This window comes from Acinetobacter sp. YH12120 (genome assembly GCF_013418795.1).
Lineage (GTDB): Bacteria > Pseudomonadota > Gammaproteobacteria > Pseudomonadales > Moraxellaceae > Acinetobacter > Acinetobacter towneri.
This window is the reverse complement of the sequence record NZ_VPBI01000003.1, coordinates 1-13,322: the sequence shown is the minus strand read 5'-3', so window position 1 is coordinate 13,322 and position 13,322 is coordinate 1. Positions and strand designations below refer to the sequence as shown.

The window sequence follows — 13,322 nt, the reverse complement described above, 5'->3', positions numbered from 1 at the left end:
CATTTTGTGAGCAGTCCTGATCCTTGTTTTAGATTAAACAATAAGCTATTCAGCATAGGAATGACCATGAATCTAGAATTGTTTGCACCTGAGCGTTGTGACAACGTACTGCCTTATGACGGCATTGTGCAGGACTATGGTTTGGTGCTGAGTGCGGAGCATAGTGAGCGTTATTTGCAGTATTTTCTGCAACATTTGGCATGGCAGCCTGATGAAGGTCTGCTCTTTGGTCAGTATTATCGGACACAGCGCCAAGTGGCATGGTATGGCGATGAGCAGTATCAATATCGTTATTCGGGAGCAGTTAAGCAGGCACTGCTATGGCAGCCTGCTTTGTGGCGATTGAAACAGCAAATTGAACAATGGGTCGGGCATCCCTTTAATTCATGTTTGGCCAATTTATATCAAGATGGTACGCAGGGCTTGGGTTGGCACAGTGATGATGAGCCGAATTTAGGCAGACACGCTGTCATTGCATCTTTGAGTTTGGGGGCAACCCGTAAATTTTGTTTTCAGCATAAACACCGCGCCAACAAGGTTGAGCTACTGTTGCACAGCGGTCAGTTGTTGGTCATGCGTGGCACGACACAACACTATTGGAAACATGCCTTAATGAAGTCCAATAGAATTATACAACCCAGAATTAATCTGACCTTTCGCTATTTTCACACGGCTATTGAATAAAACTTGATTTAGCACTCTAAATCCTTATTCAGGAATAAATTTTAATTGTATTTAAATTCAGTGCTTTAAGGTATCAATAACCTAAATCTTTAAGTGAGTTCTATACTAAAACTGGTATTCAGTACTTCCACCTGTTTTTCAATTTGTTCTGCATTATCCTGCAAAATTTCAATCAGTTTTTGCAAATTGACAAATTCAAAACGGTTTTTAGATGCCAGCAGCGTCAATGCATAAGGTGCATCTTTAGATGAAAAACGAATCGGTACAGATAAGCCTGCAATTTCTGCATCGAGTTCGCCGTTAGAAAAATAATAGCCCTGTTTTTTGATTTTGCGCATTTGCTGCAAAAAGTCATCTTCATCTTGTGCAAAATTGACTTGTGCCAATTCGTTAGAAAAACGTTGGTAATAGTCTAAAATTTTAGCTTTAGGCAGATGTGCCATAATAATTTTTGGCGATGAGCCGACATAAACAGGACGTGGGCAGCCGCGACCATAAGACAGCAAAGGCGTATCTTTAAAGATTTCGTGATGCACATCAATGCAGGAATCTTGATTGAGTTGGGTCAGCAAACAGCAAAATTCAGTACGTTCCGCAATTTTTTTCATAAACGGAATACTGATGGTGACCAATGGATCGGTCGTGCGAGAGATAAAATCCAATACCGCAATTTTTGGCCCTAGGGTGTAATCTCCCGATGTGCCACTCATGCGCTGCAACAACTCTGCCGAAACCAACTCTTTTAAATAGCGGTAACTGGTGGGCTTAGATAAACCGAGTTCCTCACTAATGGTATCTACATTAATGACAGGACGTGCGGTTGAAAATAAGTCTAAGACTGTGAGAATCTTGCCAAAGCTAGACAGTGCCATGCGGATTTACCCATTCACACCAAAAGGATGGTGTCACTTTATATCAAAAAATCGCCAGACCAATAGACTTTTTACAGATGGTCTTAGGCATTCTAACGATCAATGTCCCAATTCTTTTGCATTTGTCGATGTTATCTATTCAGAAATAGGATTTAAGGCTGAACGCCGTGAGGGTCACGATACCAGCTTTCAATCAATAGTGCTGCGGCAAGACTATCGGCAGCGAGTTTTTTACCACGCCCTTGGGCTTGATAATGATCAAGCTCATCACGTGCTTCACGTGTGGTTAGGCGTTCATCGACCATTAGGGTGTTGATATTGCTTTGATGGCGTAAGCGTCTAGCAAACTTACGCGCACGGGTAGACAGTTCTGACTCGCTATCATCCATATTTAAAGGTAAGCCCACTAGAAATAATTGTGGCTGATGTTGCTTGATAATTTTTAGCAAGTTTTCCCATTGCGGAATGCCATCTTTCATGGGAAAGAGGGCGAGAGGGGTCGCACTTTCAATCAGTGCCTGCCCCACAGCCATGCCCATTTTTTGCGTACCGAAGTCAAATGCCATAATGGTTTGGGCTTGTGTTGTTTCAGGCATGACCAATCTCGGAAGATAACCATGTTGGATCTACGCCCATTTTACGATAAGCGGCATCCCAACGATCGTCATAAGGTAAATTAAAAATTAAGTCCATGTCGGATTCGCAAATCAGCCAATCGCCCCGAGCAATTTCCTGTTCGAGTTGTTGTTTGCCCCAGCTGGCATAGCCTAAGGCAATTTGGTAGCGTCCAACGCCTTCATTGTGGGCAATTGCATCTAAAATATCTTTAGAGGTGGTGATACAGACATTTTCACCAACAGCGATAGATGAATGCCAAGTTGGCTGCCCTGTGTGTAAAACAAAACCTGCCTCAGGTCGTAATGGACCACCTTGTAGAACTTCGTGAGGATGCACATTATCTGCGTCTATATCTAAATCATTGAGTAATTCTTTGATTTGGATACCCGATGGACGGTTGATAATAATGCCTTGCGCACCGTCTTCATCATGACGTGCCAAATAGATGACGGTGTTTGCAAAAAACTCATCATTCATATCGGGCGGGGCTATGAGACAGCGATGCGTCAGATATTGTTTAGTCACCTAAGCAATTCTCCTTAAAAACAGTTGCTTCTAGAAAAACCTATTCCTTTAGGATACACGTTACTTGAGCTTTGTGATTTCACCAAGCTCTTTTTGTGACAGCGTTGGTTTTTAACCCTGTTGAAACTTCAATTGGCGTAATTGTTTGGCGTGTTGCAAGGTAGTGTCATTAATTTCAACACCGCCTGTCATGCGTGCTAATTCTAAAATACGCGCATCTTCTTCTAATTCAACAATGGTACTGCTGGCAGGGTCGGTCTGACGCTTTTTCACCAAAAGGTGCTGATCAGACTGTGCTGCTACTTGTGCTTGGTGGGTAATACATAAAATTTGAACGTGTTGTGCCAAACCTGCGAGCAAACGCCCCACAATTTCAGCAGTACCACCACTAATCCCGACATCAATTTCATCAAAAACCAAAACTTCAGCTTCGGTTTTTTCGGCATTCATGACTTGCATGACCAAGGCAATCCGCGATAATTCGCCACCAGAAGCCACACGTGCTAATGGCTGAGCAGGAATACCTTTGTTGGCAGTAAACAGTAATTGAATAAAACTTAATCCCTCCGCAGAAACCTGCTCTAAAGGTTCAAACTTAAATTCAAAATGTGCCTCAGGCAGTGCCAACTGTTTGACTTGCTCGGTCAGTTGTTTGGCAAGTGGTGCGGCTGCTTCACGACGGATGTCATCTAAATGTTGTGCTTTGGCTAAAAAGTCCTGATGAGCCACTTCGACTTGTTCTGCCAAAGTTTCAGGGTCTTCAAGTTCATGTAAAGCAGTGAGCTCAGTTTGCCAAGTATCAAATTCTTGTTTTAATAATTCAGGTTGTGTGCGGTATTTACGCGCTAAACGATGAAAGACTTCTAATTTTTGATTCAGTTCTTCCATGCGTTCAGGGTCAAAGCTTTGACGATCAATAAACTGACGTAAATTGGCTGTCGCATCATCCAATTCACTTTGCGCATTGAGCAGCGAATTATAAATTTCGGACAGTTGCTCACTTCGCCCCGCATGTGATTCCAAACGTCGAATAATAGATGCAATTTCTTGGGTGATATTCGGTTCAGCTTCATCTAGTGCATTTAGACTGTAACTACAATCTTGCATGATATGTTCATGGTGGCTTAGACGATCAAATTCTTGCTCAATCTCTTTGTAATCTAATTGCACCAAGTCTTCGAGTTCTTCCAACTGTAAATTTAGCGTTTCCATGCGTTGTTTACGGGTGGCTTGCGCATCCAGTGCGGCTTGATGCTGACGAATATTTTTTTGCCAAGTGCTATAGGCATCACGTACCGCTTGGGCGGGTGCGTAAAAATTATAATAACGATCGAGCCAATGCTTTGGATAAGGCGGCTCAAGCAATTGTTGTTGACTGTGTTGACTATACAATTGTACCAGCAAGCGCCCAATTTCTTTCAGCTCTGCCAAACTGCTTGGACGACCATTAATCCAAGCCTTACTGCGTCCTGTGGCAAAAATCACACGTCGTAAATGGATTTCTCCGGACTCATCTGCTAACTCATGTTCTTTGAGCCATAGCGCCTCAGGACTGTGTTCCTGATAGCTAAAGCTGGCAGTTACATCGGCCTTATCTGCACCAAAACGTACATAATTGGTATCGGTACGTTCACCTAAACAGGCAGAAAGCGCATCTAAAAGTAAGGATTTACCTGCACCAGTTTCCCCAGTCAGGACGTTAAACCCAGTTTCAATATCCAAGGCTAGGTGATCGGCAAGGGCAAAGTTAATCAGTGTTAAGTGAGTCAGCATAAACGCATCCAAGCTGCGAAAAGTGGCAGTTAAAAAGAGTCAAGTTTTTTGATATGCCACATTGCGGCTGTTATTTTCAATCAAAGCATCTTCGAGTCTATTTAATTCTAGCTTAAATTACAGCGCAAACAACAAAAAATGCAGCAAAGTCCAGATCATTTCATCTTATGGTCATTGAATCAGGGCATGCTTTACTTGGGGAGTTTTAAGTGCAGTTTGGGTGGGGAAGATGTGCCTGTCTAGGCAGAATGGGTGAACTATTTCACATTCAGCTTTAGCACTTTAGTCGCGGGAGCTTGGTGCATATTTGTGGATAGGAGCGGCAAGACCTTAGACAGCATGTATAGCGTGCTCTGCATTGTCTGGGGGATGGTCAACTTTACGCTAGCCCCTTTGTAAACACAGATTGATTAGTTCTGAGGACAGAATTAAACTACATCAGTCAAAATATAAAAACGCGTTACCTGGAGATTACGCATGTCAGCTCAGTTTGATCATGTATCAGTTGTAAAAAAATCGAATGTCTATTTTGGTGGGCTATGCATCAGTCATACTGTGCAGTTTGAAGACGGCACCAAAAAAACATTAGGGGTGATTTTACCGACCGAACAAGCCTTAACTTTTGAAACGCATGTGCCTGAACGCATGGAAATTATTTCTGGTGAATGTCGTGTGAAAATTGCAGACAGCGAAGAAAGTGAATTGTTCCGTGCAGGTCAGTCATTCTATGTGCAAGGTAGCAGCCGCTTTACCATCGAAACTGACGATGTTTTAGATTACGTGTGTCATTTCGAAGGTTAATCAAGAGTAGGGTATTTTACATTCTCAACACAGTTTGCCTGTCAAATAATCAGAGAAATTGAGTTAAGAAATTTTCCCCTGAATCGGTTAAACTAGCTCTATTGAAATCCTGTAAAGTCAGCTTTGCAGGATTTTTCGTTTTCGCTGTTTTATTGGTGCATTAATTTAGAGGTCGTTCATGGCAAAACCTGAATATTATTATGGCGTTCACTCGGTGGAGTCATTATTGGAGCTTGAGCCAGAGCGTGTTTTAACTCTATTTACCTTAAAAGGGCGTGATGATCAGCGTTTGCGAAAAATTCTGGAACTGGCAGAGCCATTTGGCATTAGTGTGCAAAAAGCCAGTCGTGACAGTTTAGAAAAATTAGCAGGTCTACCTTTTCACCAAGGGGTGGTGGCGGCAGTACGCCCACATCCAAGCTTGAATGAAAAAGACTTAGATAGTTTGCTGCAAGCGGATGCTCAGCCATTACTTTTAGCACTCGATCAAGTGACTGATCCACATAATTTAGGCGCCTGTATTCGTACGGCTGCCGCAATGGGCGTTGCTGCAGTGATTGTGCCACGCGATCGTTCTGCAAGTTTGACCCCAACTGCACGCAAAGTGGCTGCGGGTGGTGCAGAAAAAGTCAAATTTATTCAAGTCACCAATTTGGCCCGTACTTTGGCTCATTTGAAACAAGAGTTTAATGTGCGCGTAGTGGGCACCATGTTGGATGAAAAAGCCTTGCCAATTCAGCAGTTCGATTTTACTGGTACTGCGGTATGTGTGGTGATGGGAGCAGAAGATACGGGCTTACGTCCAATTACTCAGTCACAATGCGATCAAACCGTATTTATTCCTATGGCAGGCAATTTGCAAAGTTTAAATGTCAGTGTTGCAACGGGGATGGCACTTTATGAAGCCTGTCGCCAGCGCCAAGCTTAAGTACAGATACTGAGTTTTATTGGATTTATGTCTTAACACTGTGATTCATTTATCTCCCCAAAAGCAGGGCTATGCCTTGGTATTGGTCACCATGTGTATTTGGGGTGGTTTTACCTTAACCGCACGGCTCAATGCACAATGGCAGATCAGTGCTTGGGATATTACTGCCTTACGTTTTGCCTTGGCTTTTTGTATTTTAATGCCGATCTTAATCTGGAAAAAAGATACGGCATTTTTATGGAAAAAACAGCCGTTTATTTTGGCAATGATTGGCGGGGTGGGTTATTGTCTTACCGCCTATAGTGCATTTCATTATGTCCCTGCCGCACACGCTGCTATTTTTTTGAATGGTTGTATTCCTGTGTGTACGGCCATTGCAGCCTGGGTATTGTTTCGCATTCCATTTGATCGACATACTTGGATCAGCATTGCGATTATGCTTACCGCAATTGCTAGTATGAGTGTGTTGATGTATCAAGAAACAGGTGTCGCCTTTGGTTTGGGGGATGGCTTGTTTTTCATCAGTGCTATCTGGTGGGGCATCTTTACTGTTTTACTTAGACAATGGAAGCTCTCAGCATGGCACGCCATGGCAGGTGTAGCAATCTGGTCGGCAATCGTCTATGTGCCAATCTACCTACTGTTTTTCCCAAAACAACTTGGCGCACCCGAACCCATGCATTTATTGCTACAAACCATTTTTCATGGTGTATTCGTCGTGATTATTGCCACCTTAACGTATGTTGAAGCAATTAAGCGTTTAGGTGCATTTAAAGCGGGTAGTGTCGTGACTTTGGCGCCATTTATTGCTGCCATTCTTGCAGTGCCATTGTTGGGTGAGCCTTTGAGTTTGGCAATTTTGTGTGGTTTATTGGGGATGGGGATTGGCGCGTTGCAACCTTGGCGCTGGTGGGCTAGACCTGATAGCTTAAAAGCACAACTAGAGCAGCAAAAAACACACACCGATTAGTGTGAGGATTGATTGGCTCGTGCTAAATACTGTTGGTGCAATACCTCTAGTTTGCTATACAAATGGTCTAAATGCCCATCATTCAGTACAATATCATTGGCCAAGCGCTGTTTTTCAGCACGTGGCATTTGTGCCCGAATAATTTTATGAATTTGTTCAACTGTTTGACCATCTCGTTGAGATGCTCGATGAATTTGTAATGCTTCGGTCGCATCAATGAGTAAAGTGTGTTGCGTCAGTTGATGTTGATTGGTTTCAAAGAGCAACGGTGAAACTAAAATCACATAGGGGCTGTTGGCCTGCTGTAACTGCTGAATAATTGACTCACGAATTGCAGGGTGAGTAATTTTTTCCAAGGCTTGGCGGGCGCTCGGTTCTTTGAAAATATGTTCACGTAAGGCACGGCGGTCAAGTTCACCGCTTTCAAGTAAAACCCAGTCGCCAAATTGTTGTTGAATTTGGGTCAGCGCGGGTTGTCCTTTTTGTACTACTTCTCGTGCAACAACATCAGCATCGACCACGTGAATGCCTTGGGTCTCGAACCATGCACTGGCTGCAGATTTGCCGCTGCCAATTCCTCCCGTTAGACCCAAAACAAAACGCATGTGCTGTCCTTATTGTCCTAAATAAACTTTCATGATTTGCTCGCCCCATAAAAAGGCAATCCAGCCTGCAATTGCAATATAAGGGCCAAATGCAAAAGGTTGGTTCTCTTTACGGATTTTTAGCAGAATAATGCCAATAATAGCGCCAACCAAAGAAGATAAAAGCACAATCAGCGGCAACATCATTGGACCCATCCAAGCGCCTAAGGCTGCAAGGAGTTTAAAGTCGCCATAGCCCATGCCTTCTTTGCCTGTAATAATTTTAAACAGGTAATACACTACCCATAAGCATAAGAAGCCAATGACATAACCCCAAATAGCAGAGGTAGGTGAGGTGTAGATGGCATAACTGTTGATTGCTAAGCCCAATGCAGCCAAAGGTAGGGTATAGCGATCGGGCAAGAGTTGAGTGTCGAAATCAATAAAGGTGAGGGCAATTAAGATATAGGTCAGTATCAAACCGAACAGCATTTGTACAGTTGGGCCAAATACGGCAACCACAATCAGCGCACAAACTGCGCTTAAAACTTCAATCAGTGGATAGCGCATACTGATAGGGTTTTGACAGTGCCCGCATTTTCCACGTAAAACTAACCAGCTCAGTACAGGAATATTCTGATACCAACGAATAGGTGTATGACATTTAGGGCAAGTCGAGGCGGGTTTGCTCAGTGTGATTTTACTTTCATCAATAATAGCTTGTTCTGGATGTAACAGCATTTGGCAGTCTGTACGCCATTCCTGCTCCATCATTTTTGGTGTGCGGTATATGACCACATTCAAAAAACTGCCAATACATAAACTAAAAAGTCCAACTGCGATGTACAACGCAGTTGGATTTTGAATAAAATACGCGATTAATTCTTGCATTAAACCACAGAACCCATTTGGAAGATTGGAAGGTACATGGCCACAACCAAACCACCGACTAAAATACCTAACACAGACATAATCAGAGGTTCCATCATCGAGGTTAAACCATCTACTGCATTATCTACTTCGTTTTCATAGTGGGTTGCAACTTTATCTAACATGGCATCGAGTGCACCAGACTCTTCACCAATCGCTACCATTTGCACGGCCATAGCTGGGAATTTGTTGGTAACACGCATGGCGAATTGTAGTTGCTGACCTGTAGCGACATCTTCACGAATTTTCATGACCGCTTCTTCATAGACCACGTTATTGGTTGCTCCAGCAGTTGATTCCAAAGCATCAATTAATGGTACACCCGCAGCAAAAGTAGTGGCTAAAGTACGGCTATAACGTGCAATAATCGCTTTATAGACCAAGTCACCAAAAATAGGCGCTTTCAGTGCCGCTTTGTCTAAGAAGTCACGGAATTTTTTACTGCGTTTTTTAGTTTCCAAGAAACCTGCAATGATGACCCCAATCACAATAATCAGAATAAACCAGTATTTCTGCATCCATTGTGACATGTTCACCACCATTTTAGTGAAGGCAGGCAAGTCCGCACCAAAAGAGCTAAACAACTCTTCAAACACAGGTACGACTTTCACCATCAAAATAATGGTCACAATCACGGCCACCACAATGACCGTTGCAGGGTATTTCATGGCTTTTTTAATTTTTTGTTTGAGTAACTCACTCTTTTCTTTATAGATCGCGACACGATCTAGCATGGTTTCTAGGGCACCCGATTGTTCACCAGATTCGACCAAAGAACAAAATAGGTTGTCAAAATATTGAGGATATTTACGCAATGCGCCAGCAAAGGTATTCCCGCCTTCCACTTCACCTTTAATGCCTAAAACCACTTCACGCATGGCGGGGTTTTCAAGACCTTCGGCAACAATCTCAAAGCTTTGTACCAAAGGCACACCTGCTTTCATCATAGTGGCAAGCTGACGCGTGAAAATAGTGATGTCTAAGGTCGACACCCGTTTTTTCATTAAGCCTTCAAGAATATTCTTTTTCTTTTGGCGAATCGTCTTGATGGTAATCCCTTGTTTACGCAATGTGACCTTTGCCAAGGCCATATTACGCGCTGGAATTTCCCCTTTTAACTTAGCCCCTTTGCGGTCAATCCCTTCATAAACGAAGGTGGGCATCATCTGTGCTTTTTTGACAGCCATGCGTATTTATCCTTATTTTAAATTTTACAACTATTCACTGGTCACACGATTGACTTCTTGCAATGAAGTCACCCCCTGCATGACCTTAAGTAACCCCGAACGACGCAGATTGTTAAACCCCGATTTTGCTGACGCATCAGCAATTTGGATGGCATTACCATCCTCCATAATAATTCTAGAAATTTCTGGTGTGACTTTCATCACTTCATAAACACCAACACGTCCTTTATAACCTTCACGGCATTCAGAACAGCCTACAGGTTGATAGACCTGAAATTCTGGATTGCTCAAATCGGCTTCAGTAAAGCCCATTTCCAATAAGCTTTGTTTTGGAATATCGGAAGGAGCTTTGCAATGCGGGCATAGGCGTCGTGCCAAACGCTGTGCAATGACGAGGTTTACCGAAGTTGCGATGTTAAAGGAAGGAACGCCCATGTTGCGTAAACGCGTTAAAGTTTCTGGCGCACTGTTGGTGTGTAGGGTAGATAAAACCATGTGACCTGTTTGGGCAGCTTTAATTGCAATTTCTGCAGTTTCAAGATCACGAATCTCACCCACCATGACAATATCAGGGTCTTGACGTAAGAAAGATTTCAGGGCGGCAGCGAAGGTTAAGCCTACTTTATTGTTGACGTTAACCTGATTGATGCCTTCTAAGTTAATTTCCACAGGGTCTTCGGCGGTGGAAATGTTGGTATCTTCTCTGTTTAAGATATTTAAGCCTGTATATAGCGATACCGTTTTACCCGAACCCGTTGGACCTGTAATCAGTAACATGCCTTGCGGTTTTTCTAAGGCTTCCATGAACAATTCTTTTTGTTCTGGTTCATAGCCCAAAGCGTCAATTCCTAGCATCGCGCTAGATGGGTCAAGAATACGCAGTACAATTTTTTCACCGAACAAGGTTGGCAACGAGTTCACACGGAAGTCGATGGACTTGTTTTTAGATAGTTTTAATTTAATACGACCATCTTGCGGCACACGTTTTTCAGAAATGTCCATTTGGGACATCACTTTTAAACGTGATGCCAAGCGGTTAGCTAACTGTAAGGGTGGGGTGGCAATTTGACGTAATACACCATCGACACGGTAACGCACTCGATAGGTTTTTTCATACGGTTCAAAGTGTAAGTCCGAAGCACCCATGCGAATTGCATCAATCAGTAATTTGTTGATGTATTTAACAATTGGGGATTCATCACCCTGCGGTTCATCTTCTGCAGCTTGTTCTGGTTCGCTGTTACCATCTTCAAAGTTGAGATCGAAGTCATCATCTTCAAATTCAAAAGCAGACTCACTCGCAAAGTTTTGTTCAATCAGTTTTACCAATTTATCGTGTTCGACCACAATGGCTTCAATATTCATTTTACTGTTGAAACGAATGGCATCCATTGCTTCGATATTGGTCGGGTTACTGGTCGCAACGTAAAGCAGGTGATTGCGCTTAAAAATAGGTAAAAGGTTATATTTGCTGAAAAGCTTTTCATCAATGCCTTCACGCACGATGAGCGCAGAGTCATACACGCTTAAATCAAAAATAGGTTCGCCAAACTCATTAGAAATTTTTTCAGCAATGATTAAAGGCGCGATATTTAGGTTTTGAATGAGATAGGGAACAATATCAACATTATCTTTTTGTGCGGCTTTAATGGCAGTTTGCATATTTTCAGCAGAAACGAGCCCATCTTCGACCAAACGTCGAATAAAACCTGTAAATCTAGGTGTAGCTTGTTGTACTGACATTCCCCAACGTCCTCAAAATCAAGATTGTTTATAATTGGTATCTTAAAATTATACTTTTGTTGCACAAAAATACCATATCTGAAAGTGCTGTCACCACCTAAGTATCGCCTAAAAGCATGAACCAGTTACATTAATCTGCTAAAAAAATTGTAAGTCCTGCCATGAAAAGATACTTCATGCAGCAGTTTGATGCAAAGCTTGTACAAAAAACTCAGCAGAAATGTGATTTGCGTGTAGAATGTGCGCGATTAAATGAATTGTTTTTGCAGGTTATTCTATGTCGGCTACGACGATTAAGCCTTGGGTGGTTGGCAATTGGAAGATGAATCCGATACATGCCGATGCTCAGCAACTTATTTCTGAATTTAAAACATTATTACAAGACAGCCCTGTAGAGGCTGAAAAGTGTCATTTGGGGATTGCACCTGTCACTTTGGCTTTAACTCAAATTCAAGCTGCATTGAGCGAAGCAGTACGTCCTGTCTATACCGTTGCACAAGACCTTTCCCGTATTGCGGGTTTGGGTGCATATACAGGCGAAGTCAGTGCAGAATTGCTAAAAGACAGTCAAATTGATTATGTATTGGTTGGGCATTCAGAACGTCGTGAACTTTTTGCAGACACACCAAGCATTTTGAATGAAAAAGTTAAAAATGCCTTGCAGGCAGGTTTGACAGTTATTTATTGTGTGGGTGAAAGTCTGCAACAACGTGAAAGCGGTCAGGCAGAGCAAGTTGTTTTGCAACAAATTTGTGATATTGCTGCCGTGGTTGAGGCTGAGCAATGGCAACAGATAGTGATTGCCTATGAACCTATTTGGGCAATTGGTACAGGCAAGACCGCATCACCTGAAGATGCGCAAAGCATGCATGCAAAAATCCGTGAAGGTTTAAGCCAAATCACCGCTTATGCGGTGACTCTACCGATTTTATATGGTGGTAGTGTAAAACCAGAAAATGCCGTAGAGTTAGCAGCCTGCCCAGACATTAATGGTGCTTTGGTCGGTGGTGCATCTTTAAATGCGGCATCGTTCCATCAAATTGCGCAAGCCTTTGCAAATACACAATAATGAGGAGTTCAGCATGCAAACATTTGTGCTGGTAGTACATATTATCTTAGCCATTTTAATGATTGGACTAATTTTGGTTCAGCATGGTAAAGGTGCAGATGCAGGTGCTTCTTTTGGTGGCGGTGGTGCGGCAACCGTATTTGGTGCGTCAGGCTCAGGTAACTTTTTAACCCGTTTAACGGCAATTTTAACAGCATTGTTTTTTGCAACCAGTTTAACTTTAGCGGTGTTTGCCAAGAAACAAACCACAGGTGCATATAGTTTGCAGACTGTACAAACGACTGCACCTGCACAGCCAGTATCGCCTGAAACTTCACCAACTGCGCCTAAAAGCGCTGAATAATTTTATTTAGCACTTTCTTTTTTCGCATGATGCGACTAGAATGCGTCACAGCTGCGGTGGTGGTGGAATTGGTAGACACGCTACCTTGAGGTGGTAGTGCTTTCGGGCGTGGGGGTTCAAGTCCCCCCTTCCGCACCAACTTATAATCCAGAAAACATAAGTTGGTGTTAAGCAGCAAATCTGTTGATGCGGGATGGAGCAGTCTGGTAGCTCGTCGGGCTCATAACCCGAAGGTCGTTGGTTCAAATCCAGCTCCCGCTACCAATCAATCCTAAGCTTATCGTGAATTAAGCGT

14 protein-coding genes and 2 tRNA genes are annotated in these 13,322 nt (G+C 42.9%); 8 read left to right on the top strand and 8 right to left on the bottom strand.

The window, feature by feature from the left end; all coding sequences use genetic code 11:
• Positions 1-66: 66 nt before the first annotated feature.
• On the top strand, positions 67-684 hold the full coding sequence (locus tag FTU58_RS03035; RefSeq protein ID WP_096901349.1) for an alpha-ketoglutarate-dependent dioxygenase AlkB: 618 nt from the start codon (positions 67-69) through the stop codon (positions 682-684).
• Positions 685-773: 89 nt separating this feature from the next.
• Here the strand turns inward: FTU58_RS03035 and FTU58_RS03030 are convergent, their stop codons facing one another.
• The 4 genes from FTU58_RS03030 to recN all read right to left on the bottom strand — a co-directional run bounded on the left by FTU58_RS03030 (position 774) and on the right by recN (position 4,472).
• Positions 774-1,556: an IclR family transcriptional regulator gene (locus FTU58_RS03030; RefSeq protein ID WP_004975841.1), complete on the bottom strand. Its 783-nt coding sequence runs from the start codon at positions 1,554-1,556 to the stop codon at positions 774-776.
• A 152-nt stretch (positions 1,557-1,708) separates the two neighbouring features.
• Positions 1,709-2,152, bottom strand: a complete 444-nt coding sequence (ruvX, locus tag FTU58_RS03025; protein WP_096901348.1) for a Holliday junction resolvase RuvX — start codon at positions 2,150-2,152, stop codon at positions 1,709-1,711.
• A complete protein-coding gene (locus FTU58_RS03020; protein WP_004975844.1) occupies positions 2,145-2,699 on the bottom strand; it encodes a YqgE/AlgH family protein in 555 nt (184 codons plus the stop codon). Before FTU58_RS03020 ends, ruvX begins: the two co-directional genes overlap by 8 nt.
• A gap of 111 nt (positions 2,700-2,810) precedes the next feature.
• Positions 2,811-4,472 (bottom strand): DNA repair protein RecN, encoded by a 1,662-nt coding sequence (gene recN, locus FTU58_RS03015; RefSeq protein WP_180062027.1) that lies wholly within the window; start codon positions 4,470-4,472, stop codon positions 2,811-2,813.
• 477 nt (positions 4,473-4,949) lie between these two features.
• Between recN and FTU58_RS03010 the strand changes: the two genes are divergently transcribed.
• The 3 genes from FTU58_RS03010 to FTU58_RS03000 all read left to right on the top strand — a co-directional run bounded on the left by FTU58_RS03010 (position 4,950) and on the right by FTU58_RS03000 (position 7,171).
• A complete protein-coding gene (locus FTU58_RS03010; protein ID WP_168417589.1) occupies positions 4,950-5,273 on the top strand; it encodes a pyrimidine/purine nucleoside phosphorylase in 324 nt (107 codons plus the stop codon).
• Between the two features lie 178 nt (positions 5,274-5,451).
• Positions 5,452-6,201: a 23S rRNA (guanosine(2251)-2'-O)-methyltransferase RlmB gene (gene rlmB / locus FTU58_RS03005; RefSeq protein WP_180062026.1), complete on the top strand. Its 750-nt coding sequence runs from the start codon at positions 5,452-5,454 to the stop codon at positions 6,199-6,201.
• A 40-nt stretch (positions 6,202-6,241) separates the two neighbouring features.
• Entirely contained in the window at positions 6,242-7,171 is a 930-nt protein-coding gene (locus FTU58_RS03000; protein WP_168417587.1) for a DMT family transporter, read from the top strand.
• Here the strand turns inward: FTU58_RS03000 and coaE are convergent.
• Genes coaE through pilB form a run of 4 tightly spaced genes read right to left on the bottom strand, consistent with a single transcriptional unit; the run spans position 7,168 to position 11,615 of the window.
• Positions 7,168-7,776, bottom strand: coding sequence for a dephospho-CoA kinase (gene coaE / locus FTU58_RS02995; protein ID WP_180062025.1), 609 nt, complete (start codon positions 7,774-7,776; stop codon positions 7,168-7,170). The two genes, FTU58_RS03000 and coaE, sit on opposite strands and share 4 nt — an antisense overlap.
• A gap of 9 nt (positions 7,777-7,785) precedes the next feature.
• A complete protein-coding gene (locus FTU58_RS02990) occupies positions 7,786-8,646 on the bottom strand; it encodes an A24 family peptidase (RefSeq protein ID WP_168541327.1) in 861 nt (286 codons plus the stop codon).
• Entirely contained in the window at positions 8,646-9,872 is a 1,227-nt protein-coding gene (locus FTU58_RS02985) for a type II secretion system F family protein (RefSeq protein ID WP_180062024.1), read from the bottom strand. Before FTU58_RS02985 ends, FTU58_RS02990 begins: the two co-directional genes overlap by 1 nt.
• A gap of 30 nt (positions 9,873-9,902) precedes the next feature.
• Positions 9,903-11,615, bottom strand: coding sequence for a type IV-A pilus assembly ATPase PilB (pilB, locus tag FTU58_RS02980; RefSeq protein WP_179996326.1), 1,713 nt, complete (start codon positions 11,613-11,615; stop codon positions 9,903-9,905).
• 277 nt (positions 11,616-11,892) lie between these two features.
• Here pilB and tpiA point away from each other — a divergent pair, with 277 nt between their 5' ends.
• The 4 genes from tpiA to FTU58_RS02960 all read left to right on the top strand — a co-directional run bounded on the left by tpiA (position 11,893) and on the right by FTU58_RS02960 (position 13,291).
• Positions 11,893-12,684, top strand: a complete 792-nt coding sequence (tpiA, locus tag FTU58_RS02975) for a triose-phosphate isomerase (protein ID WP_180062023.1) — start codon at positions 11,893-11,895, stop codon at positions 12,682-12,684.
• 13 nt (positions 12,685-12,697) lie between these two features.
• The gene (gene secG, locus FTU58_RS02970; RefSeq protein WP_004975868.1) at positions 12,698-13,027 is read left to right on the top strand and encodes a preprotein translocase subunit SecG; all 330 of its coding nucleotides are present in this window, start codon (positions 12,698-12,700) and stop codon (positions 13,025-13,027) included.
• Positions 13,028-13,080: 53 nt separating this feature from the next.
• Positions 13,081-13,165, top strand: a tRNA-Leu gene (locus tag FTU58_RS02965).
• Positions 13,166-13,214: 49 nt separating this feature from the next.
• Positions 13,215-13,291: transfer RNA gene (locus tag FTU58_RS02960), tRNA-Met, on the top strand.
• The last annotated feature ends 31 nt before the right edge of the window (positions 13,292-13,322 follow it).